Genomic DNA, 23037 nt, shown 5'->3' on the forward strand with positions numbered 1-23037 from the left:
GGGCTGCGTATCGATCATATTTTATGCACGGCAGATTTGATCGACCATTGTGTCGATGCTGGTATCAGCTATGAGCTACGCGGTATGGAAAAACCGTCTGATCATGCGCCAATTTGGGCAGCGTTTGATTTAAATAAAGTATAATAACTGGCTTTGAACCATAGACTTTTAACATCAGATTTTTAGCATTCGTTTTTAATAACTAAAAATGAATAACTAGAATTTTATAAAGATAATTTATAACCAATGATACATCAGCATTGATGAATAAGGATTGAATGATGGCTGTCGGCAACGTTGCAGTACCTAATACGATTTATCCTATTGATGGGATTAAACTAAGCGCTACCGCGGCAGGCGTACGCTACAAAGACCGCGATGATTTGGTGGTGATAGAGATTGCTGATAGCGCCAACACTGCCGTTGTCACTACCAAAAATACCTTTTGTGCGGCGCCAGTACGCGTGTTACGAGAACACTTTGCCAAAGCCAGTCCGCGCTATTTAATCACCAATACCGGCAACGCCAATGCTGGGACTGGCGCTGACGGTAAACGCCGCGCGCTTGATATCTGTGCCGCCTTAGCTGCCAAAGCTGGCGTGGACGTCAGCTCTGTGTTGCCATTTTCGACAGGCGTGATAGGTGAGCCACTCAATAGCGATGCCATCATCGCAGGTTTAGACAATGCGTTAGCCAGTTTGGACACTGATAATTGGTTAGCAGCTGCAAATGGTATTCGTACCACTGATACAATTCCAAAACTTGCCAGTGAAAAGGTCGATGTTGACGCTAGAAGCTATCATGTTACTGGGATGTCAAAAGGCTCAGGTATGATACGTCCCAATATGGCGACCATGCTTGGCTATGTAGCGACCGATGCCAATATCGCTGCTGATTTATTGCAAGAAATGCTGAGCAAAATTAATGAGCAATCTTTTAATCGCATTACTGTCGATGGCGATACATCAACCAACGATTGCTGCGTCTTAATTGCAACCGGAAAGGCAAATTCAGAGGTGATTGACAGCCCAGAACATCCGCATTATCAGCCGATATTTGAGGCTTTGACATCAGTTTTTGTACGTTTGGCACAATTGATTGTGCGAGATGGAGAAGGCGCAACCAAGTTTATGACGGTCAAAGTCACGGGCGGCAAAACCACGCAAGAATGCTGCGATGTGGCGTATGCCGTTGCACATTCACCACTGGTCAAAACCGCGTTTTTTGCCAGTGATGCCAACTGGGGACGTATCTTGGCAGCGGTTGGTTACGCGGGTGTCGACGACCTTGATACCGAGCAAGTCGATGTCTACTTAGATGAAGTGATGATTTGTCAAAATGGCGGTGTGGCACCAAGTTATACGGAAGCGGCGGGCAAAGAAGTCATGAGCCGGTCTGAGATTACCATTCATATTGATTTGGCCCGCGGTGATGCCGAGGATACGGTTTATACCTGCGATTTGTCTTATGATTACGTTAAGATAAACGCCGATTATCGCAGTTAAAAGTTATTTATTATTTTATAAAAACGCTCAAAGCTAGCATCTAGCATTGTCATGCATAGTTTGAGCGTTTTTTTTACTCAGTATTTTTGTATTAAATAGGGTTTAATGTAAACCGTTTATTAACAGCAGTTGCAAAAGCTGACGTTACTTTACAAAGCAGTTATAGAGGCTAGGCATCTGCGCGACCTATACTGATTGCAGTAAACAATAGACGGTACTATTAATAGTTGAGGAAGTCTATATCAATAACGCTCGTTTTTATTCTATATGAGCTTAGATTGATTTTCTGATTAACAGTATCTTTATGACTGCTTGCTACCTTTTGGATAGTGATAATTGATTAAAATGAGTTCAAAAGGTAATGATTAATACTAATAAATAAACTGAGGATTTAATAATGAAAAAATTAGCAATTGCGGCATTGATGACAACTTTTGTTTTGTCAGGTTGTTCTACCATGGGTATGAATGATGAGCGTACTATGGTGGTTGAAGGCGAGCCTGTGAATGTGAAAGTGGTAAATATTCCAAGTTTCAAAATTGAAATAGCGCCACTTAAAGCGGTATGTGAGCTGCCAACCGCGAGTGGTACTATGGTTGAGTCGGAGTGCCTACAATATCGTCAGACTTATCAGAAAAACTACACCCCTCTAAATGGTGATATTCAAGGCTTTACTTATGAGCCAAACTATCGTTATGTCTTAGATGTACGTCAAGAAGCGGTTATGAATGAAGCAACGAAAGTGGTGAAACCTGTTTGGATTCTAAACGAAGTGATTTCAAAAACTGCTGAATAATTTTAGTTGTAGATTATTATAGAAAAGCCTCTAATCATTAGAGGCTTTTTTTTGGTGACATAAAAAGGAAAACATATTTTATATCAACATTGACTGTAATTAACACTGACGCCGCGGGTCGCAGTAGGAATGCGATTGTCAGCATAAATCGCCAGACCGCCGCGTGCGGTTTCTTTGTATTTATCAGACATATCAGCGCCTGTTTGCTTCATGGTTTCAATCGCTTTGTCTAGCGAGACGAAATGCTGGCCATTGCCGCGGCAGGCGAGACGCGCAGCGTTGATGGCTTTGACGGCGCCCATCGCATTACGCTCAATACAAGGAACTTGGACCAAGCCGCCAATAGGATCACAAGTCAGACCTAAGTTGTGCTCGATACCAATCTCGGCGGCATTCAAACACTGAGCTGGCGAGCCACCCATTATCTCGGCCAATGCCGAACCTGCCATCGCACAGGCTGAACCAACTTCCCCTTGGCAGCCAACTTCAGCACCCGAAATAGAAGCGTTTTGTTTAATTAAGCTACCGATAGCGGTGGCATTTAATAAAAAGTTACGCACGCCAGCTTGGTTATAATTGGGCAGAAAATCACGATAATAGTGCAAGACCGCCGGAATGATGCCCGCCGCACCATTGGTCGGTGCGGTGACAACTTTACCGCCATTGGCATTTTCTTCATTGACGGCAAGCGCATACAAATCGACCCAATCCATTGCGGCCAGCTTGTCAGTCTTGGCGATAGGTAGGCCTTTTTCAGCGCATAATTGTTTGTGTAAATCGTGGGCACGGCGTTTAACATCAAGGCCGCCGGGTAAAATGCCGCTATTTTTACAACCTTGGGTTACGCAGTCTTGCATCACTTGCCAAATCGTATCTAAATAGCTAAAAACATCTACTTGATCGCGGTAATGGCATTCGTTGGCAAGTACTAACTCGCTGATATTTAGTCCATGCTTATGGCACTGATCGAGCAATTCTGCGGCAGTATTAAAAGGATAGGGAACGATATCAATCGTTGGGCTGGCATGATCCTCATCGGGATTGTTGGCGTCATCTTCGTTAATCACGAAGCCACCGCCAACCGAATAATACGTCTGCTGATATTTGTTACCATCGGCTAATATCGCGCGGATAGTCAAAGCATTTGGATGATAAGGCAAGACCGTATCATCATACCAATACACATGACGCTCGGTGTCAAACTCGATAATATGTTTGCCAGACAAATTAAGCTGCTTGTCCGCAAAAATAGGCGCCAAGTATTGATCCGTTAAGCGCGTATCAATGGTGCTTGGCGTATGACCAAGCAAACCTAAGTATATCGCCGTATCGGTTGCGTGCCCTTTACCAGTAGCAGCCAAAGAACCATAAAGCTCGATTTCAATATTCTTAATCGTTGTCAATGCGCTTTGTTTAAGAAATGACGTCAAAAATAAGTTGGCTGCCACCATAGGCCCAACGGTATGAGAGCTTGATGGCCCAATACCAATTTTAAATAAGTCGAAAACACTAATCATAAAAATACCAAGAAATTGTCAGTGCATCAGCGTCTGTTGTAGAAGGGGCTTAGTACTGGGGTGAAAAAATAATAGATAGCAGTCCAAAAACTTTCTGATAAACACCGTACTATGACGATACAGAGCGTTTTTTTAGATGTTTACTTAAATAAAAAAGCTAAGCATTTAAAAATTTGCGACGTTATCTATGAATACCTATCAGTATAGGCGGACACGAGGCGAGTGAATAATAACTTTTATTTATCAGAGAACTCCGTTATCATGCTCGCAACCAATATCCCTGTAACATCCTGTAATTCAGCCATCACGATAGTGTAGAGAATGGCGCAAACAGTCGAGCATGTTTTTTAATGCCATTTATGTAGCGATTTATATTTACTGTAAGGAAATACATCCTCACTATTATCGTTTTGACTCAATTCACAGTTGTATTTTTACAGTGGCTTTTTAACAGTTTTTAGCTGATTGGTATTCTCTTAGCTCAAATAGGACAGCGCATGACAACACCTGAACCTCACTCTCCAGCACCGGAGAGCAATCACTCAGAGCCTCATAATGCATTAGCAGCGGCTGGCATCGATACAGCTGCGGTGAGTTATCCGCACAATCCAGACTTTGATAATGGTCGTTGGTTTCCAACGTGGCGTCCGTATAGCGGCAATTTGGATCGCGATCCGGTCGGTATTAATGAATACGTACCACCTGCCAAGAGTGTTTTATTAGGGGTGCAGCATACGTTTGCGATGTTTGGCTCGACCGTGCTCGCGCCATTATTAATGGGGTTTGACCCCAATTTAGCCATTTTGATGTCCGGTATTTGTACGGTGATGTTTTTTATCATTACTGGCGGGCGCATGCCCAGTTATTTGGGCTCAAGTTTTGCCTTTATTGGTCCTGTGATTGCGATTACGGCCTATGCAGGCATGGGATTCAATGACAATCTGAATGTTGCCTTGGGCGGTATCATGGCATGCGGCATTATTTATGCCTTGATAGGTTTGTTGGTGATGAAGACGGGTACAGGCTGGATTGAGCGTTTGATGCCGCCTATTGTCACCGGTGCCATTGTGATGATTATTGGTCTAAACTTGGCGCCTGTGACCATTCAAGGGGTGTCTGCCAACCAGTTTGATGCATGGATGGCGACGCTGACGGTATTGCTTATCAGTGGAGTTGCGGTATTTACCCGCGGTATGCTACGCCGTCTGTTGTTGCTGGTTGGTTTAATCCTGTCTTATATTGCTTATTTTGTTATGACCAACATACTCGGTTATGGCGTACCGATTGATTTTAGCAATGTATCGGCCGCTTCATGGTTTGGTCTGCCAAGTATTCATACGCCGCGTTTTGAGATGAGTGCGATTATATTGATTGCTCCTGTCGCCTTTATCTTAATTGCCGAAAACTTGGGGCACTTTAAAGCAGTCGAAGGCATGACTAAAGCTCGCGTGACACCTTATATGGGCCGAGCATTTTTTGCTGATGGCTTGGCGACGACGTTTTCGGCAGGCTTTGGTGGCACAGGGGTGACCACTTATGCAGAAAATATCGGTGTCATGGCCGTGACCAAAGTCTATAGCACGACGATTTTTGTGATAGCAGGTTTGGTTGCTATTTTGCTCGGCTTGTCGCCAAAGTTTGGTGCCATTATTCAGACCATACCGGCGGCTTTATTGGGCGGTGCTTCTATCGTAGTCTTTGGTTTGATTGCCATTGCTGGGGCAAAAATTTGGATAGACAGTCATATTGACTTTAGCAAAAATAGCAATTTAATCATTGCCGCGGTTACCGTTATTATGGGCACGGGCAATTTTAGCCTGCATCTGGGCGGCTTTGATTTAGGCGGTATTGGCACCGCGACTTTAGCGGCGATTGTCCTTAATGCCTTATTTAATAGACAAAAAGATTAACCGTCAAAAAGATTGATTTGTTCATCGTAAAAAAAGCCACAATAAGTATTGTGGCTTTTGCTTATTACGGCTTTTACTCATTACCGATTTATTTATAATTTCGTTTATAAAATCTGGCAAAAAAACGATAACGGCGTAGTGCGCGTGGCTTAGGTTTTAATGACCCTAAATAAATGGCAAACATCGTCAGTAGCGCGCCGCTCCATTGCAGCGTATTAATCGGTTTATCAAGCCAGCTATAATCAATCACCAAGGCCGCAATGGGTTCGGTTAATAAGAGCAGCCCTGTCAATGCCAAAGACAGCTTAGGAATGGAGTAGGCGATAAGTCCCCATGCTAAGCATTGCATCACCGTGCCATAAATCAATATCCAACCAATCTCAGACCAAGTATTGGGCAAAATATTACCCATATCAAAGATAAACATCGGCAAAATCATTGCTATCACGCCACCGATACTCACCAACTGCATCAGCATAAATATCGGCGTTGGCTCAGTATCATGGGTTTTACGGATAAAGGTCATCGACGCGGCAAGCATAGCGCCTGAAACGATACCCGTGACAAACCCCCAAGTCGCAGCGGTGTTTTGCGCAAACTCAGGGCTACCTATCATTGCCACGCCTAGCATGGCTAAAAATAAACTGATGAGCTGCAAAATAGACTGCCGCTCATTAAAATATAAAAAGCCAATGGCGGCTAAAAAGAAAATCTGCAAGCTGTTTAATAAGGTTGAAATGCCGGGGCCAACGGCATAAATACTCTCATGCCATAGCGCCAAGTCGAGTCCTAAAAACGCGCCTGATAATAAACCGTAAAAAACAGCCCGCTTTGAGCGCGGAAGTCGTTGTCCTGTCATTTTAGCCAATATAGCGAAAACCACGCCAGAAATAGCCAGTCGCCAAAATGACATTGCCCAGCCACCGATGTCGACATGGGCGACAATCAAACTACCCAAACCAAAAATGACGCAACCAATGGCCAAGCCAGTAGCGGCAGAGCGTGAAGAGGCAATAGCCATGCAATATCCTTATCTCATTACTATGATGCTTTTTTAAGACGTTTTTTTAATGTTGTTCGCTCAAGAGCTGGTTTATCAAGAGCTGGTTTATATAGACAGACCATATTGTCAGTGTTTTACTCTTAAATTGGAATGCTTTGGCACGATTTATTTTATAATGACTTATCACCCTCCATAGATAAATAAAGCGGTCACTTTCTTACCGCAATAGCATTGGCGACTACGCTACCATTTGTTACTCTATCATTCATTTTTATTGTGAAGTGAGTCATGTTTTAAAATAACGATACTCTTCAAATACTTAACTTGATATAGTGAATTTTATATAAAGTAGAGACATGATGTTTTTACGCGAAACTGTCATAAATTTTCCTCGCTTGCTGTGTCTGCGCCGACAGAGGCTTCAAAAAGTCTATGACAGTTCCGCTATATCGTTTTTATAATGCACTCCCAATATATTCACAGTGCTTCTATTACTTTTAGCCTAGGTTTGCTTATGCTGCAACGTTCTATATCAAAACGAAAAATAGATTTCTTATTGACACTGCCGCCACAATTGCCGCGTGCAAGTTTCATTGCGCGTCTGTTTGTCATGAGCAGCATAGCTGCTACGTTTTTTATGACGTTAAATGCACAAGCCGCCAGCTGTAAAATACCCAAAAGCTATTATAAAAATGTCTCTTGTACCTCTAGTAGTGGCTATTTTTTAGCCATAAAAGATTTCGGTGCACCAGTTGCCTTGATTGATAAGCAAGGCAAAAGTGTGCTTGATTTAACCCGCTATCAAAAAGTAGATGCCGATAAAATATCGGGCGGCTTATTACCAGTATTGCGTAATGGTCGGGTAGGCTATGTCAATATGCAAGGTCGCGAGGTTATTCCTGCGATATACGATATGCTCAAAGAAGGACAAAGTTGGGCGCGTCCTGTCTCTGAAGGTCGCATTGTGGTCAAGCAAAGCGGTCATTATGGGGTTGTAGATACTGCCAACAAGACAGTCATACCATTTGCTGCAGCGATTAGTGATATCGACAATTATCGTAGCGGTATGACGCGCGTACGTAAAAATCAAGCTATCAGCTGGTTGGATAAAGACGGTAAGCTCACCTCTGACCCAAATAGCAAGGCTGCTAGTCAAAATTCGAAAGGTACATCTGTAAGCAGCAATGAAACTGGGCAGAAGCTAGAACCGCCCCGTGGTTTTACCACCTTGCAGCCGTGGCAACAAGACGGCAAATGGGGTTTTGTTGACGACAATAATGTATCTATGATTACCTATTCTTTCGATGAAGTGCGGCCATTTTCTGAAGGCTTGGCAGGCGTGCGTATAGACAATGAATGGGGCTTTGTTAATTTAGGTGGGGAGTTGGTGATTCCTTTTCGCTTTGACAATAGCGCTGCGAGTGTGAGCGATTATTATAAAGACCAGCCTGCATTTGTATTTACAAATGGCAAAGCTTGGATTGGCAATCTAGAAAACGGCAATAAAATGTGTATTGATAAAGAGGGTGACAGCATTGCTTGTGATTGATACTTAAGACTTATCATTTAATATTACGCTTAAATGTGCCGGCAAAAAAAGAGTGTCAGAGCGATAGATTATTCATCGCTCTGACACTCTTTTTTGCTTGAGGTGGACTTACCTTAAACTTAAACGGTCATTTTTCTAGCAAGTGCTTACTAATCAAATCGACCATATAAGGCTGATAGTATTCGGGAATATCATGCGCCATGCCTTCGATTAAATGAAAGGTTGCATTGGGTATGGTCTTTGCAACCACCCGTCCTTGTGAAGCGGGTAATAGGCCATCAGCGCTACCATGCAGCACAATCGTCGGTGCTTTAACTTGTTTGCTATATTTGCTAATCGAGCCAGAAGCTAAGATAGCATTGAGCTGTTGTACCGTACCAAGTGGATGGAAATTACGCTGATAACGTATCTTAGCAATGTCACGTACCATGCGCACATTGACGTGTCCTGGCGTACCAACGGTTTTCATAAACCAGACGCTATGACGCACGATATCGCGCTCAGAGTGGCTCTCAGGACGATTGATAAGGGTATATAACTGCTTAGGTTTCGGCGGTTTTAAAAACGCTCGATTGGTAGTGGTAAACATCAACGCCATACGCTGCACCAAACTTGGATAACGCGCGGCGACGATTTGAGCGATCATACCGCCCATAGAAGCGCCAAGCAGATGCGTTTTACCAAGTTTTAAGGCTTTGATTAAACGTGCCGTATCTTCTGCCATGTCGGTCAAATTATAAGCAACCGGTGCGCCTTTATTCGACAGCCCCGTTTGCAGACGCATCATCATTTTCAATTGACTGATACGCGGCAAGCCATCAATCTGTACTTTAGATGACAAGCCGATATCACGATTGTCAAAACGAATCACAAAAAACCCAGCATCGATAAAGCGTTTGATAAAATTGTCGGGCCAGAAGATCATTTGTGAGCCCAGTCCCATAATCATAAGCAATGGCGGATTCTTGGGATCACCACCGGCTTCAACGCACAGCTCAATGCCATCACCAATATCTATCATTGCTTGATAAAGATGTTCGCTCAAATCAGACGGATACCAAGCATGGTCGCCAAACTTTTGCCATTCAGGCGTTGGGTAACTGATTGCTGGAGAATCAATTGTCGCAGCGCTAAGCGTTGAAGAGCTAGATGGTAAAGAGCTAAGCGTTGCATCATTCGTCATTTTGTCATTAATCACTAAAGCATTGTCGGTTTCTTCTGAATTTACAGACGCGTTTGTGTGATTGGTAGGGTTTGATTCTGTCATGAAGTATCCTATTTAGATGGTCGTTGGCTTAAAATTCGAGCATCTCAAAATCAAGCTTGCCAACGCCGCATTCTGGGCACGTCCAGTCGTCTGGAATGTCTTCCCATTTGGTGCCAGGCGCGATGCCTTCTTCAGGGCAGCCAAGCTCTTCGTCGTATATCCAACCGCAGACAATACATTCATAACGTTTCATAAATAGTCCTATCAATTATTTCCAGTATTACGATTACTAATGTTTCTATTACCAGTTCTACTAACTATGTTAATAGGTGTTTTTAAAGCATTTATTAAGCATTCTAGCCAGCATTTAGCGTATAAAAACGCACGTAGTTTAGCATATAGCGGTTATTTTCATAGTTAAGTTTACACTTGTATATTGAGATTCACCAGCTTTTATCAAGTTCTTAGGCGTCATTTTAAGGGTTTTAGCGGTGCTGTGCTTGCCAATTTTGCCGCCACTAAAAAGCTGATTATGCTATAATTCTCGCCGCTATTTTTAGCGATTGATATCTTGTTTATCACTGTCATATCATTATTTAAGTCTTAAAAGTTAAGGGTTACTATGAGCGCGAATGCCGCCGTTACATCAGCTAAAGTTAATACCACAAACGATTCATCTACTACGCTCAATACTGACCATCCATTTTGGCAAATCATTCGCACAGTACCAGACTTCCCAAAAGTTGGCATTGATTTTTATGATATTACGCCGTTACTACGTAGTCATATCAATGCGGTGATTGACGAGATGCTAGTGGCTTTGCCTACCGGTTTGATTGATGAGGTGGATTGTTTGGGTGCGGTGGAGGCACGTGGTTTTGTATTTGCCAGTTTGCTGGCGGGACGTTTGGGTAAAGGTATGATTTTGCTACGTAAACCCGGTAAATTACCGCCGCCGGTTGCTAACAAAGCCTATGCATTAGAATACGGCAAAGACACGCTTGAGATGCAAAATAATTTGCCGCCGGAGCGGGTATTGTTGGTTGACGATATCTTGGCTACTGGCGGCACGCTGATGACTGCTTATGAGCTATGCAAGTCGGCGCAGCATACGGTAGTTGGCGCCTTGGTATTGTTAGATTTAGTTGCTTTACACGGCGATTTCCCCGTGCCTGTTTATACGGTTTTAAAAGCTTAGACAAATGGTTTTTAGCATAATAAAAAGCGCGCTTTTTTGACTGTATTTAATTTGTCTTAACTCGTTTTACTTTACGCTATTTAGCTTGCTGATAACTTTTACACGCCTGTTCGACGAGCAAGCGGCTAATCGTTTTTGGTTTGGTCAGCTTAAAGTCTTTGGTTGTCAGTATCGGTTTATCGGATTGCCAAGATTTTAACACTTTATCGTCAGCAGCATAATTTACGTAAGCTCGCTGATAGTAGCTTGCGTCCTTACATGAGATAAGCCATTGTTGGTCGCTATGATGGGTGCTGGTTCCTTTAATGTCTTTCAATTTCTCTTTAGCTTCTTTAGCTTCTTTAGCCTCTGCATTTTCTTTTACGCTTTTTGGCGCGGGATAGATTCTACGAATCGAGACAGTAATGTTTTCGACCTCTTTTTCATCAATAATATGAATGTCTGAGCGTTCGATAGAGTCCAGATCTAAGCTAAAAACAGAGCCAGTTTGGCTTTTTGAGACCTCTAACCAGTTTGCCGCATAGCCACTCATTGCAAGCGTACTACCTGCTAATATCACTGCTAGCCGTTTCATAATCGAGCCTTGCTTGTTGTTATATAAAGTCGCTTATCATAGCCAACTTAGTAGGTGCAGGCAAATTACTTTTATGACAAGGGGTTCATACTGAGACAATCTCAGCACTCGTGATTAGCAGGCAGGGGCCTCGGATATATAGTAAGTTTGGTTGTTAATCACGCATATCTGCTAGCATTTGCGCAAGTTCATCACGCGCACCGATAAAGCCATCGATACCCTTGGGTAATAAGTCTTGGGTGACGATATCTTGCTGATAAGCGGCACTGAACTCATCATGGGTTAAGCTAACTTTCGCCATGTCGGCCAAATCCATTGACATGCTTGGAGATAGTTGACGCGGCACTTCAATCTCCATCGCTGCCAGCTCATCTATAAGGTTGGGCGCGATGGTCAATAGATCACAGCCAGCCAGTGCCAATATTTGCTCAGTTGAGCGGAAACTTGCGCCCATCACTTGGGTTTTATAGCCATGTTGTTTGTAGTATTGGTAAATGAGCTTGACCGATTGCACACCCATATCATCTGAAGCAGGGACATTTTGGCGGTTCTGCTGACGTTTTTGCCAATCTAAAATACGCCCAACAAAAGGGGAGATTAAGGTCACGCCCGCATCGGCACAAGCAATCGCCTGATGCTGACCGAATAATAGCGTTAAGTTACAATGAATACCCTGCGTTTCAAGGTAACGCGCCGCTTCAATCCCTTGCCAGGTTGCGGCCATCTTAATTAAGACGCGCTCTGAGTCGATACCTGCTTTTTGATACGCTTCCATAAAGCTGAGGGCTTTATCAATCGTGGCTTGAGTGTCATAAGATAAGCGTGCATCGACTTCGGTTGAAACGCGACCTTCAATCAATGCCAAAATATTACAACCAATTTGAACAGTTAATTCATCAATTACCGCATCGACGTCACCGCGATGGCGACTCATGGTTTCTGACATCAGTGCCTCATTATCCGGATGAATCAGCGCTTTGGTAATAAGGCTTGGATTGGTCGTGGCATCGATGGGTTTTAGACGCGCAATGGCGGCAAGGTCGCCCGTATCAGCGACAATAGTGGTCATGGTGCGAAGCTGTTGTAATGCGCTCATCAGATATCCTTGATATGGTCAATTAACGTTTTGATGTTCTTATTTAAATTGGTTATTTAAAGAAGTTGCCCATGATAATGTTTATTTATAAAGCGATTTATCATGGCGGTATGGTGAATTTAATGCCTATCTTTAAACTGTATCATATATTTGGACGGTTGTAGCCTGATAGTTTCATAGGGTATAGCGTTTATCATGCATAACTGTGCTAAGATTTATGGCAAATTGCTTATTTGCGCGTATTTACGAATGGGCACTGTCGATAGTTTTTGCTATAGTAGAGCCGATTAGCTGTTTGGCGCGCGCGAAACATGAAAACTAAGCCAGCATTTACTATTAAAACAAGCAGGTTACCTCGCTAATAGATAACAGTCATAAACTTTAGCAATAATTTTAGAAAAAGGATGGGCGGTAATGAGTGAGCAGTCACCAGAGCAAAATATAGACAATCTAAACCAAACCCCTGCAAGTGTTGATGGGGCTGCAACTGATAAAGCGTTTTTAAACACATTGCGCCAAAGTATTGATGCAGTTGACTGCGAAATTCAAACGCTAATTAATAATCGTGCCAAATTGGCGCAGCAAGTAGCGACGGTAAAAAAAGACCACGTTGCTAATAGCCCTGATGCCGAAAAAACCAATCCTATTTTTTATCGTCCTGAGCGTGAAGCGCAAGTGTTAAAGGCGGTGATGGAACGTAATACTGGGCCCATTGCCGATGAGAAAATGGCGCGCTTATTCCGTGAGATTATGTCGGTGTGCTTGGATTTAGAAGCGCCGCAGCGCATTGCGTTTTTGGGCCCTGTTGGTACCTTTACCCACGCCGCCGCTTTAAAGCACTTTGGTAAAGCCGCTGATACCGTACCGCTAAACACCATCACTGATGTCTTCCGCGAAGTGGAAGCGGGCACAGCGATGTATGGCGTGGTACCAGTTGAAAACTCATCAGAGGGCGTGGTCAACCATACGTTAGATGGCTTTTTATCTTCTAGCTTAAAGATAATCGGTGAAGTTGAGCTGCCTATTCATCAGAACTTTTTGGTTGCTGAGCATACCAAACTCGATGGCCTAAGCCGTATCTACTCGCATCAGCAATCCTTGGCGCAGTGTCGTCATTGGCTTGATGTTAATTTCCCAAATGTTGAGCGTGTGGCGGTATCGAGCAATGGTGAAGCAGCTCGCCGTCTCAAAAACGAATGGCATTCAGCGGCAATTGCCGGTGATGTGGCTGCTGCAGAGTACGATTTACATAAGCTGTATTCAAACATCGAAGACAATCCTAGCAATACCACGCGTTTTCTCATTATCGGTCACGAAGCGATTGCGCCATCGGGTCAAGATAAAACTTCAATCATGGTTTCAGCGCATGATAAAGCAGGCGCATTAATCGAAATATTAAAGCCCTTGTCTTATCATGGCGTGTCGATGACCAGTATCGAAACCCGTCCTGAACGTCCAAATAAATGGGCTTATGTGTTCTTTATCGATATGGATGGCCACATCGAAGATGCAAATGTGAGTGCAGCGATTGCTGATATCCGCCCATTGGTCAAAGATTTGCGTATCCTCGGTTCTTACCCAAAAGCCGTGCTATAAAGTTGGCTTAATAGAATGGTTCTAGCAGGGATTCATCAACAGTAAATGCCTTATCACATCAAGGATAAATCATGCAGTCATCTCAGTCGACAGAGTCAAATTTATCACCGCTAGCGCCTGCCTATGACAGTATTTTAGAGCTAATGCCTTATCAGACGGGAAAGCCGGTTGAAGAGTTGACACGCGAGTACGGTGTCTCAGATGTGGTAAAGCTTGCTAGTAATGAAAATCCACTAGGCTGCTCACCGCATGTCACACTTGCGATCACCGAGCAATTGGGTCAGCTGGCACGTTATCCTGATGGCAATGGTTATTATCTCAAACAAGCACTTGCTGACTTTAACGATGTTGGTGTCGACCAGATTACTCTAGGTAACGGCTCTGATGACTTGCTTGATATCTTAGCGCGTAGTTTTGCTGGTATGGATGATGCAATTATTTATAGTCAGTATGCTTTTATCGTTTATCCAATGCTGGCCAAAATGCAAGGAGCAACCGGTGTAGAGGTGCCAGCCAATCGTTTTGGTCATGATTTAAAAGCAATGAGTCAGGCGGTAGCGGACAACCCTAATAGCAAAATAGTCTTTATCGCCAATCCTAACAACCCAACAGGCACGCAGCTTACGCAGCAAGAGTTACGTACGTTTGTTGCTAGTGTGCCAAACTCAGTGTTGGTGGTATTAGATGAAGCTTATATCGAATATAGTCCTGAGAGTAATAATAGAGCGCTGCTCGATGAATTTGAGAATGTGGTTATTGTACGTACCTTTTCAAAAGCCTATGGGCTGGCGGGTTTGCGTGTTGGTTATGCGCTAAGCTCAGTCGCCGTCGCCGATTTACTCAATCGCATTCGTCAGCCGTTTAACGTTAGTAGAGTCGCTTTAGCTGCTGCCAATGCTGCGCTTGCTGACCAAGGTTTTATTGAAAAATCAAGACTCAATAATCAAGAGCAAATGCGCTGGTTAGAAAAGCAATTTGATGCCTTAGGGTTAGGGTTTATCAAGTCGCATGCCAACTTTATCATGGTGGAAATAGAAGTTGAGATGGAAGACATAACCGCGGCTGCCATTTATCAAGCATTGCTGGAGCAGGGCGTGATAGTACGCCCATTAGAAGGTTATGGTTTGCCCAATTGGCTGCGTATTACGGTAGGGGTTGCAGAAGATAATATGCGTCTCATTGATACCTTGCGCTCAATATTGACTGAAGATTAATAAAAGAGTATTTATCCGTATTTTAATCAAAAAATAAATCAATTTTACGACGCCAATATCAGCATGCTTTATGCCTACTGATGCTGGTTTGTTGAAAGAGAAACGCCGTGAGTCGCCAGCAAAACAACCCTAGCAATCAAAAGATAAGTAATCAAAACAATCATATGCAATCTTCTATCCATGCTCAGCCGCCGTTATTTAAGCAAGTCTGTGTTATCGGTCTCGGGCTGATTGGTGCGAGCCTTGCCCAAGCCATCAAAGACCATGGGTTAAGCGCGCGCTTGGTGGCGGTTGATAGACACGCGCCAAGCATTAATGAAGCCATGCTACATGGTTTGCTAGACGCGGGTAGTGACGTCTTAAGTGAAGTAATAGCTGGTACTGACCTAATTATCATCGCCGTGCCAGTACAAGCGGTGCAGTCAGTATTTGTCGATATTAAAACAGCAATGGATAATGGTCAACTTGCCACTGACTGTATTATTACTGATGTCTGTAGTACCAAGGTTAATATTATTGATGCTGCCAAAGCGGTCTTTAGCTCGCTACCAACGGGTCTTGTCCCTGCGCATCCGATTGCTGGGGCGGAAAATTCAGGCTATCATGCCAGGCGCGCCAATTTATTTGTCAATCATAGCGTCATTATTTGCGAGCTACCAACGACCAATGATAATGCTGTCGCTAAGCTTCGTCAGTTATGGGAAGCAGTTGGTGCGACGGTCATGCCGATGGCGGCTGAACATCATGACGCAATATTGGCACATACCAGTCATCTGCCGCATCTGCTGGCGTTTAATCTGGTTGAGCAGCTGGCAAGTCACGATGATAATTTAGATATGTTTCGCTATGCCGCGGGCGGTTTTCGCGACTTTAGCCGCATTGCCGCCAGCGACCCTAAAATGTGGCACGATATATTTTTTGCCAACCAAAGCGCGATTATAAGCGCTCTTGACGAGTATGGCGTTTATTTACAGAATATGCGCCAGCTTATCATTGATAAAGATTCGACCGCCCTCATGGGGCTTTTGGGCCGCGCGCAAGCCGCACGGCGACATTTTGGCCATATGTTAGCCAGCACCCCTTATACGGATACTTCTGCCATGTCAGCTTCTTATACTATTACTCCTAGCAACACCGTCTCTGGCACCATTACCATTCCTGGTGATAAATCTATCTCGCATCGCAGTATCATGCTCGGTAGCTTTGCCACAGGTGTGACCAACGTCACAGGGTTTTTGGAAGGAGAGGATGCGCTAGCTACCTTGCAAGCATTTCGTGATATGGGCGTGAGCATTGAAGGCCCTGATAAAGGCAGACTGACCATTCATGGCGTGGGTATGAACGGTCTAAAACCAAGCAAAACACCATTATACATGGGTAACTCAGGTACCAGTATGCGCCTCCTTGCCGGTATATTAGCAGCGCAGTCGTTTGATAGTGTGCTGACAGGCGACACCAGTCTAAACAAGCGTCCGATGGAGCGTGTGGCAGCACCATTACGTGAAATGGGTGCCGTCATTCAAAGTACCGGTCATAATGGTACCGCGCCGCTGAGCATCACTGGTCGTGATACGGTTGGTGAGCCGCTGCAAGGTATGGTATATGATATGCCAGTTGCTTCTGCGCAGGTTAAGTCTTGCTTATTGTTGGCTGGACTTTGGGCAGAAGGTACCACGACCGTTATTCAACCTGAAGTTAGCCGCGACCATACCGAGCGTATGCTCTCAGCCTTTGATTATCCTGTGACGGTTGATGGCAATCGTGTCAGCGTCAAAGGTGGCGGCACGCTCACAGGCGGTGATATTGCGGTGCCTGCTGATATCTCATCAGCGGCTTTCTTTATGGTAGCCGCAGCCATCAGTCACGGCAGCGAGCTGACCCTAACGCAAGTGGGTATTAATCCGACGCGTACGGGTATCATTGATATTTTAAAATTGATGAATGCTGATATTAGCCTAAGCAATGAAACCCATGTCGGCGGCGAGCCAGTCGCTGATATCACGATTCGCAGCTCAAGCCTAAAAGGTATCGAGATTCCAGAATATTTAGTACCTTTAGCGATTGATGAGTTTCCCGTATTATTTATCGCTGCCAGCTGTGCCCAAGGTCGTACGGTGTTAACCGGTGCAAAAGAGTTGCGTGTGAAAGAGTCAGATCGTATCGCCGTGATGGCAGACGGTCTACAAACGCTAGGCATTGATTGTACGGTGACTGAAGATGGCATGATTATTGAAGGCAAAGGCATCGAAGGTAAGGGCAGTAATGTTAATGAAGTGAATAATAGCCAGCCTGTCTTTGGTGGCGGGCATATCACCTCGCATCATGACCATCGTATTGCCATGAGCTTTGCGGTTGCCAGCTTACGTGCAGCGAAGCAGATTACCATTGAAGGCGTTGAAACCGTTAATACCAGCTTTCCAGGATTTGCTGAGCTTGCCAATCAAATCGGTATGTCTATCAAGGTTGATAATGGGGCGGTTTAATATTGAAGTTGTTAATTACCTGACAAAATATTATTAACTTCTAAAATTTAAAGCTTTATCTTCTGGATCTGTTAAAGTCCAAAAGCTAAATTTTTAAACTTGTTATAAAATTTATTTAATAATAGTTGTTGTCGTGAGCAATGTGTTGATACTTAGATGGTATCAACGCATTGCTTTTTACTTTCTATCCTCTACGTAGTAACCCTGCGCGCTTACTTTTATCATTTTATAATGGTTTAAAAATAGGTAAGGGCGCGCTTTGCTCTAAAAAGTTGTATCGTCTTATGACCACTCAAAATGTTGTCAAAAAACCCGTTGCTCCTATTCAAACCACCAGACGCGGTATTGCCACCGCGCTAACAGCGTTCTTTATTTGGGGTGCATTTCCGTTATACTTTAAGCAGCTCGCTGCTTATGATGCGACCGAGATTATCGGCCATCGCATTATATGGACCTTTGCCTGTTTGCTTATCGTATTGGTGCTGACCAAGCGCTGGCAGTGGATTGATACGCTAAAGCAAAACCCAAGATGGATAGCATTTTCTTTTATATCGGGGTTGATTATTGCCACCAACTGGCTGACTTATGTATGGGCGGTTAACCACGACCGCATTCTTGAGGCCAGTTTGGGGTATTTTATCGGGCCGTTGGTTGGCGTAGCGCTCTCGATGATTTTGTTTAAAGAGCGGTTGCGCCCCTTGCAATGGGTGGCTATTGGTTTTGCGCTATTGTCCGTGCTGATTCAAGTCGTTATGATTGGTAGCTTGCCATGGATATCGCTGATTTTAGCCTTTAGTTTTAGTACTTACGGCACCATCCAGCGCCAAACACCGCTCACGGCGGTCGATGCCATGTTTGTAGAAACCACCATGTTAGTACCGATTTGTTTATGGTGGTTTTGGCAAGCGGACGTGGTGAGTAGTCAGTTAAGTTTTTGGTTTACCTCAAACATTTGGCTACTGATGCTGGCAGGTCCAATCACGCTGATACCTTTGTTACTATTTAATAAATCGACTAAGATGGTCGCTTTTAGTATTCTAAGCTTTATGAATTATCTGACCCCGACCTTTATTTTCTTCTTAGCGGTATTTTATTATAACGAGCCTTTTGATTTACATCGGCTGGCGGTATTTGGTTTGATTTGGCTTGGGTTATTATTATTCAGCATTGACTTGTGGCGCCATCGCCCGAGTAAAGCGTTAAAAGCTGCGCGCCTGCGCGACGAGGCGTTATCGTAAAATTGTTTTAAAATAAAAGCATAATAAATAAGGATGAGTGCATGTTTCATACCGAATCTGATGTGATATTTGTCAAAGGCTTAACAGTAGAGGCGGTGATTGGTGTTTATGCATGGGAGCGCGCTATCACGCAACCTTTGCTGATTGATATTGCGCTTGAAACGGATATTAATAAAGCGGCTGTGTCAGACGAGGTTAATGATGCGCTCAATTACAAAGCGGTCTGCGATGATGTGAGCGAATGGTGCCAAGCGATTAAAGCAAAGTTGCTTGAGCATTTGGCTGGTCAAATCGCTGATAAGCTACTGGCAAAATATAACTGTCATAAAATAACGCTCAGCGTTGCCAAGCCAACTGCTATTCAACAAGCGGATGCGGTTGGGGTGCAGATCACTCGTTATGCCAAAGGCTCAATAGCCGAATTCAATGTAAACCAAGATAGTTAATCTGATGACACATAGAGCATTGGCTGATTTGAATCTTGAAGACTTAAAACAGTGCGCGTCTGAACAGCTGCAAACGCATTCTATATCGGCAGTGCTGCTCGCCCTCGGTAGTAATTATCAAGCTGAGAAATACTTACCACGCGCTCGAGAACAGCTTACGGCTTTAGGTGAAATACAGCTATCAACGGCATTTCAAAATCCTGATTTTACCGCGACACCTGAGCTACCAAAACCTGACTATACCAATCAGTGTGTTTATTTAACCCTTACTTCTGCCATGACCCTGCAGCAGTTGCAGCAGACTTTTAAAAAAATTGAGAGTGATTGCGGTAGACAGCGTTGCTCTGAATCAATAAAAAATCCTATAAAAATAGTCACTATGGATATTGATATTTTATTAATAAAATTAGACGATAAAGAAAATAGCCTAAGCAATAGTTTAGAGCCTAAAAAAATAACTAAAAACTCTTATCAATGGGTAATCATGGCAGATCGTTATCCATTTAAGGCCCATGAAAGAGCAGGGGTTGAAGAGTTGATTTTGAGTGGGCTTTAAAGAGGTTAAATGCAGTGGCTGAGCTGTTATTAAGAATAAGTCAAAGCTATTAAATCCTTAGTGTTTTCCTTCAAGTATCTCAAAATAAAAGCCGGGTACTACCCAGCTTTTACCTAATTCACATGGTTTAGCGCAAAAATCCTTACTGCGCCGTCAAACCACCATCAATAACAAATTCTGAACCTGTTGAGTAGCTTGATTCATCTGATGCTAAAAATAGCACCATGCCGCTGACTTCTTCGGGCTGTGCCACACGTCGCATCGGAATGGTTTTGGCAAAAGCTTCAACTGCATCTTTGGTATCGCCTTGCATAATCATCGGGGTAGCGATGACGCCCGGGTGAATGGAGTTCACGCGTATGCCATAAGGGGCACATTCTAATGCTGCGGATTTGGTCATACCGCGTACCGCAAATTTAGAATCGGTATAGCCGATAGCGCCGCCAACCAAACCGTTAATCGATGAGATATTGATGATAGAGCCTTGCTTAGCGGCTTTCATGGTTGGAATAACCGCTTTCATGCCTAAAAATACCGACACTTGGTTAATCTCTAGAATCTTACGATACTCTTCTACCGAGGTATCTAAAATGGATTTGTGCGTAGTGATACCTGCATTGTTGACCAAAACGTCAATACGTCCAAAATGCGCTTCGGTCTGTTCAACGACTTGCTTCCAATCTTGCTCGCTAGTAACATCATGCTTAATAAATAGCGCATCAGCGCCAAGCTCTTTAGCCAAGGCATCGCCTTTATCAGCATTAATATCGGTCAAGACCACTTTGGCACCTTCTGCCATACATAAACGCGCATGAGTTTCGCCCATGCCTTGGGCGGCACCAGTGATAATGATAACTTTATCTTGTAAACGAGCCATGAGTTTTCCTGTTTTTTTAGTTATGGATAATGAGAGAGTATAGGACAGAATCACTAAATACTCCTTAGTTGTTATGAAACCAAGAGTCAATGCTGTATGTTTTGAAATGATAGCTTTAAATATGCTTGTGGCTGATTTTTTATAAATAATGTAGTGAGGAAATAATGTACAACGATATATTGGATTTTTGTTTTAATGAGGCGGGTAGTGAGAAGTTTTTTGAAAAAAATGAGGATTTTGATAAGTTATTAATAGAGCGCTACAGCGATTTTCTTGAGCAAGCAGCGGCGGCAGAGTTTTATACGTGGCGTAGCAACATACAAGGGCGCTTAGCAGAAATTATTATATTAGACCAGTTTTCGCGCAATATTTACCGTGATACGCCAGCGGCTTTTGCCCAAGATGCAATGTGCCTTGTACTTGCGCAAGAGGCGGTAGCTGCCGGAGCATTAGAGGCGCTTGAAACGATCGATGAACGTAAGTTTTTATTAATGCCTTATATGCACAGCGAGTCAAAACTGATTCATCAGCAAGCAGAAAAGTTATTTAAGCACTATACCAACGCAGACACCATAGATGCTGAGCTCAAACACAAAGTAATTATCGATCGATTTGGCCGTTATCCGCATCGTAATGACATTTTAGGACGGGTGTCAAGTAGCGAGGAAATAGAGTTTTTGACCCAGCCTGACTCGTCATTTTTATAAATGTTGTTTGTTAACTATAGTGAGTAAAAAGTAATATAGAGACATCACGCACTGCTGATATCCATTTTTCTTGCTTGCTGTGCCTGCGCAGACAGAGGCTACAAAAAATTGCTATCAGCCATACCGTCGCGTTTTTAGAATATTTTGACGATAGTTAGTCGATACAGCGCTATTTCTCTATTGGTTAAAATAAAAAGAGACCAATTGAATTGGTCTCTTTTTATTTAATCTCCAAGCTAGCGAGCAATTTATTTCTGCTCAGTGCCAGCTGCATCCATATCAGCACGACCGATGACATCTAAGTCTTCTAAGCACAGTTTATCGTATTCTTTTTTGCAAAAGTTTGGGTCTATCTTGCACATGGCCGCTTGTAGTTGATCGAGTCGATTTTCTGATTGCTGGATATGTTCGAGCATTTTAGCAAAGGCTTCAGCCACTGGGTCTTGTGAAGAAGGGTCAATCCCATAAGCCTGAAACGCCGTCGCTCGTGCAGTGTTAGAAGTAGGGTCTGTTTCTTGCTGGTCAGCAGTTGCACCTGCTTGCGCGGCTTTTTCTTGTTGTTTGGGGTCTTGTACTTTGGTTGTAATAGGATTGCCTTTTTCGTCATGATGGTCTGAAATCATACGCGCGGCGCTACCAACCATTGTTGCACCTGCGGGTACAGGTTTGACCACCACCGCATTTGAGCCGATTTTAGCGCCTTTACCTACCGTAAATGGCCCTAATACTTTGGCACCAGCACCGACAATGACTCCGTCCTCTAAAGTAGGATGACGTTTGCCATTATTCCATGAAACGCCGCCAAGGGTAACGCCGTGATAAAGGGTAACGTCGTTGCCAATCTCAGCCGTTTCGCCAATCACTACGCCGACGCCATGGTCAATAAAAAAACGCTTGCCGATTTTAGCGGCAGGATGAATCTCAATGCCAGTAATGATACGCGAGCCATAAGAGACGGCGCGCGCCGCCAGTTTTTGCTCATTTTGCCAAAGACAATGCGCGCCGCGATGCAAAATCAGGGCGTGAATGCCAGGGTAGGTCAAGATGACTTCTAGGCTATTACGCGCAGCAGGGTCGCGATTAAATACCGCTTCGACATCTTCTTGTAGGTCTTTTTTGATACGGGCAAGCGATTTGAACAAGGAGGTTGGCAATGACATAAAGCGTCCTATCGATTGTCAGAAAAATAGTGTCAGAAAAATCACAATGACATCTTTTAAAGTTATAACAGCTTTGAGTTGTAAAATATAGTGTTGTCTTATCTGTGTGGCTCAGGCTTCTATCTGTTCAAAGACAAGTCCCGCAAATAAATGCTAAATGGCGCTAAAAACGTAATGATAAAACCATTTTTCTAATGTTTGCTAAGCTTAGCAATCAGTGCGCTTAATAGCTGATACTCTTTTTGATCCAGCTGCACGCGTGAGCCAAGTCGCGACAGTCGCGCTGGCAAGGATTTTAAATGTTCACTGTCTGCTAAGCCGCGTTGAACCATCAAATCGGTGGTACGCTGCACGAGCTGTTGTAGTTGCTGCTGGGTGATGGCCGGTTCATCCCATTGTTGACGT

General features: G+C 43.7%; 20 protein-coding genes and 2 pseudogenes. 13 read left to right on the plus strand and 9 right to left on the minus strand.

The window, feature by feature from the left end:
* The 3 genes and pseudogenes from V7D75_RS01770 to V7D75_RS01780 all read left to right on the plus strand — a co-directional run.
* Window positions 1–144: pseudogene (locus tag V7D75_RS01770) on the plus strand (exodeoxyribonuclease III); the annotation flags it as partial.
* Between the two features lie 137 nt (window positions 145–281).
* On the plus strand, window positions 282–1505 hold the full coding sequence (argJ, locus tag V7D75_RS01775; RefSeq protein ID WP_333613162.1) for a bifunctional glutamate N-acetyltransferase/amino-acid acetyltransferase ArgJ: 1224 nt from the start codon (window positions 282–284) through the stop codon (window positions 1503–1505).
* Window positions 1506–1902: 397 nt separating this feature from the next.
* The gene (locus tag V7D75_RS01780) at window positions 1903–2301 is read left to right on the plus strand and encodes a DUF4377 domain-containing protein (protein ID WP_333613163.1); all 399 of its coding nucleotides are present in this window, start codon (window positions 1903–1905) and stop codon (window positions 2299–2301) included.
* Between the two features lie 83 nt (window positions 2302–2384).
* Here V7D75_RS01780 and V7D75_RS01785 read toward each other — a convergent pair whose 3' ends face one another.
* The gene (locus V7D75_RS01785; protein ID WP_333613164.1) at window positions 2385–3818 is read right to left on the minus strand and encodes an L-serine ammonia-lyase; all 1434 of its coding nucleotides are present in this window, start codon (window positions 3816–3818) and stop codon (window positions 2385–2387) included.
* A 497-nt stretch (window positions 3819–4315) separates the two neighbouring features.
* Here V7D75_RS01785 and V7D75_RS01790 point away from each other — a divergent pair, with 497 nt between their 5' ends.
* Window positions 4316–5728, plus strand: a complete 1413-nt coding sequence (locus V7D75_RS01790; protein WP_333613165.1) for a solute carrier family 23 protein — start codon at window positions 4316–4318, stop codon at window positions 5726–5728.
* 88 nt (window positions 5729–5816) lie between these two features.
* Here V7D75_RS01790 and V7D75_RS01795 read toward each other — a convergent pair whose 3' ends face one another.
* A complete protein-coding gene (locus tag V7D75_RS01795) occupies window positions 5817–6749 on the minus strand; it encodes a DMT family transporter (protein ID WP_333613166.1) in 933 nt (310 codons plus the stop codon).
* A gap of 496 nt (window positions 6750–7245) precedes the next feature.
* Here V7D75_RS01795 and V7D75_RS01800 point away from each other — a divergent pair, with 496 nt between their 5' ends.
* Window positions 7246–8280: a WG repeat-containing protein gene (locus tag V7D75_RS01800; RefSeq protein WP_333613167.1), complete on the plus strand. Its 1035-nt coding sequence runs from the start codon at window positions 7246–7248 to the stop codon at window positions 8278–8280.
* Window positions 8281–8407: 127 nt separating this feature from the next.
* Here V7D75_RS01800 and V7D75_RS01805 read toward each other — a convergent pair whose 3' ends face one another.
* Together V7D75_RS01805 and V7D75_RS01810 are read right to left on the minus strand one after the other, a co-directional pair.
* On the minus strand, window positions 8408–9301 hold the full coding sequence (locus V7D75_RS01805; protein WP_225211688.1) for an alpha/beta fold hydrolase: 894 nt from the start codon (window positions 9299–9301) through the stop codon (window positions 8408–8410).
* Window positions 9302–9575: 274 nt separating this feature from the next.
* Window positions 9576–9740, minus strand: coding sequence for a rubredoxin (locus V7D75_RS01810; RefSeq protein WP_068406924.1), 165 nt, complete (start codon window positions 9738–9740; stop codon window positions 9576–9578).
* Window positions 9741–10109: 369 nt separating this feature from the next.
* Here V7D75_RS01810 and V7D75_RS01815 point away from each other — a divergent pair, with 369 nt between their 5' ends.
* On the plus strand, window positions 10110–10685 hold the full coding sequence (locus V7D75_RS01815) for an adenine phosphoribosyltransferase (RefSeq protein WP_333613168.1): 576 nt from the start codon (window positions 10110–10112) through the stop codon (window positions 10683–10685).
* A 76-nt stretch (window positions 10686–10761) separates the two neighbouring features.
* Here the strand turns inward: V7D75_RS01815 and V7D75_RS01820 are convergent, their stop codons facing one another.
* Together V7D75_RS01820 and V7D75_RS01825 are read right to left on the minus strand one after the other, a co-directional pair.
* Window positions 10762–11259 (minus strand): hypothetical protein, encoded by a 498-nt coding sequence (locus V7D75_RS01820; protein WP_333613169.1) that lies wholly within the window; start codon window positions 11257–11259, stop codon window positions 10762–10764.
* A gap of 154 nt (window positions 11260–11413) precedes the next feature.
* Entirely contained in the window at window positions 11414–12355 is a 942-nt protein-coding gene (locus V7D75_RS01825) for a transaldolase (RefSeq protein WP_333613170.1), read from the minus strand.
* Window positions 12356–12769: 414 nt separating this feature from the next.
* On the opposite strand from V7D75_RS01825, the gene pheA reads away from it, so the two are divergent.
* From pheA to V7D75_RS01855, 6 genes are all read left to right on the plus strand, one after another.
* Entirely contained in the window at window positions 12770–13951 is a 1182-nt protein-coding gene (pheA, locus tag V7D75_RS01830; protein WP_333613171.1) for a prephenate dehydratase, read from the plus strand.
* Window positions 13952–14022: 71 nt separating this feature from the next.
* The gene (gene hisC, locus V7D75_RS01835; RefSeq protein WP_296195138.1) at window positions 14023–15165 is read left to right on the plus strand and encodes a histidinol-phosphate transaminase; all 1143 of its coding nucleotides are present in this window, start codon (window positions 14023–14025) and stop codon (window positions 15163–15165) included.
* 164 nt (window positions 15166–15329) lie between these two features.
* Window positions 15330–17648, plus strand: coding sequence for a bifunctional prephenate dehydrogenase/3-phosphoshikimate 1-carboxyvinyltransferase (locus V7D75_RS01840; protein WP_333613211.1), 2319 nt, complete (start codon window positions 15330–15332; stop codon window positions 17646–17648).
* 284 nt (window positions 17649–17932) lie between these two features.
* The gene (gene rarD / locus V7D75_RS01845; RefSeq protein ID WP_333613172.1) at window positions 17933–18886 is read left to right on the plus strand and encodes an EamA family transporter RarD; all 954 of its coding nucleotides are present in this window, start codon (window positions 17933–17935) and stop codon (window positions 18884–18886) included.
* A gap of 41 nt (window positions 18887–18927) precedes the next feature.
* Window positions 18928–19332: a dihydroneopterin aldolase gene (gene folB / locus V7D75_RS01850; protein WP_333613173.1), complete on the plus strand. Its 405-nt coding sequence runs from the start codon at window positions 18928–18930 to the stop codon at window positions 19330–19332.
* Between the two features lie 4 nt (window positions 19333–19336).
* The gene (locus V7D75_RS01855) at window positions 19337–19888 is read left to right on the plus strand and encodes a 2-amino-4-hydroxy-6-hydroxymethyldihydropteridine diphosphokinase (protein WP_333613174.1); all 552 of its coding nucleotides are present in this window, start codon (window positions 19337–19339) and stop codon (window positions 19886–19888) included.
* 142 nt (window positions 19889–20030) lie between these two features.
* Here V7D75_RS01855 and V7D75_RS01860 read toward each other — a convergent pair whose 3' ends face one another.
* Entirely contained in the window at window positions 20031–20765 is a 735-nt protein-coding gene (locus V7D75_RS01860) for a glucose 1-dehydrogenase (RefSeq protein WP_333613175.1), read from the minus strand.
* A gap of 161 nt (window positions 20766–20926) precedes the next feature.
* On the opposite strand from V7D75_RS01860, the gene V7D75_RS01865 reads away from it, so the two are divergent.
* Window positions 20927–21472 (plus strand): DUF924 family protein, encoded by a 546-nt coding sequence (locus V7D75_RS01865; protein WP_333613212.1) that lies wholly within the window; start codon window positions 20927–20929, stop codon window positions 21470–21472.
* Between the two features lie 248 nt (window positions 21473–21720).
* On the opposite strand, the gene cysE is transcribed toward V7D75_RS01865, so the two are convergent.
* Both cysE and V7D75_RS01875 read right to left on the minus strand, forming a co-directional pair.
* Complete coding sequence (gene cysE / locus V7D75_RS01870; RefSeq protein WP_442968899.1) at window positions 21721–22593, minus strand: serine O-acetyltransferase; 873 nt, start codon at window positions 22591–22593, stop codon at window positions 21721–21723.
* A 230-nt stretch (window positions 22594–22823) separates the two neighbouring features.
* Window positions 22824–23037, minus strand: a pseudogene (locus V7D75_RS01875) (RNA methyltransferase); the annotation flags it as partial.

Source organism: Psychrobacter sp. (genome assembly GCF_036731945.1).
Classification (GTDB): Bacteria; Pseudomonadota; Gammaproteobacteria; order Pseudomonadales; family Moraxellaceae; genus Psychrobacter.

Bases quoted from the DNA above. Each gene is read 5' to 3' on its own strand.
- argJ (WP_333613162.1), top strand. From the start codon at position 282: ATGGCTGTCGGCAACGTTGCAGTACCTAATACGATTTATCCTATTGAT.
- V7D75_RS01780 (WP_333613163.1), top strand. From the start codon at position 1,903: ATGAAAAAATTAGCAATTGCGGCATTGATGACAACTTTTGTTTTGTCA.
- V7D75_RS01785 (WP_333613164.1), bottom strand. From the start codon at position 3,818: ATGATTAGTGTTTTCGACTTATTTAAAATTGGTATTGGGCCATCAAGC.
- V7D75_RS01790 (WP_333613165.1), top strand. From the start codon at position 4,316: ATGACAACACCTGAACCTCACTCTCCAGCACCGGAGAGCAATCACTCA.
- V7D75_RS01795 (WP_333613166.1), bottom strand. From the start codon at position 6,749: ATGGCTATTGCCTCTTCACGCTCTGCCGCTACTGGCTTGGCCATTGGT.
- V7D75_RS01800 (WP_333613167.1), top strand. From the start codon at position 7,246: ATGCTGCAACGTTCTATATCAAAACGAAAAATAGATTTCTTATTGACA.
- V7D75_RS01805 (WP_225211688.1), bottom strand. From the start codon at position 9,301: ATGATAGATATTGGTGATGGCATTGAGCTGTGCGTTGAAGCCGGTGGT.
- V7D75_RS01810 (WP_068406924.1), bottom strand. From the start codon at position 9,740: ATGAAACGTTATGAATGTATTGTCTGCGGTTGGATATACGACGAAGAG.
- V7D75_RS01815 (WP_333613168.1), top strand. From the start codon at position 10,110: ATGAGCGCGAATGCCGCCGTTACATCAGCTAAAGTTAATACCACAAAC.
- V7D75_RS01820 (WP_333613169.1), bottom strand. From the start codon at position 11,259: ATGAAACGGCTAGCAGTGATATTAGCAGGTAGTACGCTTGCAATGAGT.
- V7D75_RS01825 (WP_333613170.1), bottom strand. From the start codon at position 12,355: ATGAGCGCATTACAACAGCTTCGCACCATGACCACTATTGTCGCTGAT.
- pheA (WP_333613171.1), top strand. From the start codon at position 12,770: ATGAGTGAGCAGTCACCAGAGCAAAATATAGACAATCTAAACCAAACC.
- hisC (WP_296195138.1), top strand. From the start codon at position 14,023: ATGCAGTCATCTCAGTCGACAGAGTCAAATTTATCACCGCTAGCGCCT.
- V7D75_RS01840 (WP_333613211.1), top strand. From the start codon at position 15,330: ATGCAATCTTCTATCCATGCTCAGCCGCCGTTATTTAAGCAAGTCTGT.
- rarD (WP_333613172.1), top strand. From the start codon at position 17,933: ATGACCACTCAAAATGTTGTCAAAAAACCCGTTGCTCCTATTCAAACC.
- folB (WP_333613173.1), top strand. From the start codon at position 18,928: ATGTTTCATACCGAATCTGATGTGATATTTGTCAAAGGCTTAACAGTA.
- V7D75_RS01855 (WP_333613174.1), top strand. From the start codon at position 19,337: ATGACACATAGAGCATTGGCTGATTTGAATCTTGAAGACTTAAAACAG.
- V7D75_RS01860 (WP_333613175.1), bottom strand. From the start codon at position 20,765: ATGGCTCGTTTACAAGATAAAGTTATCATTATCACTGGTGCCGCCCAA.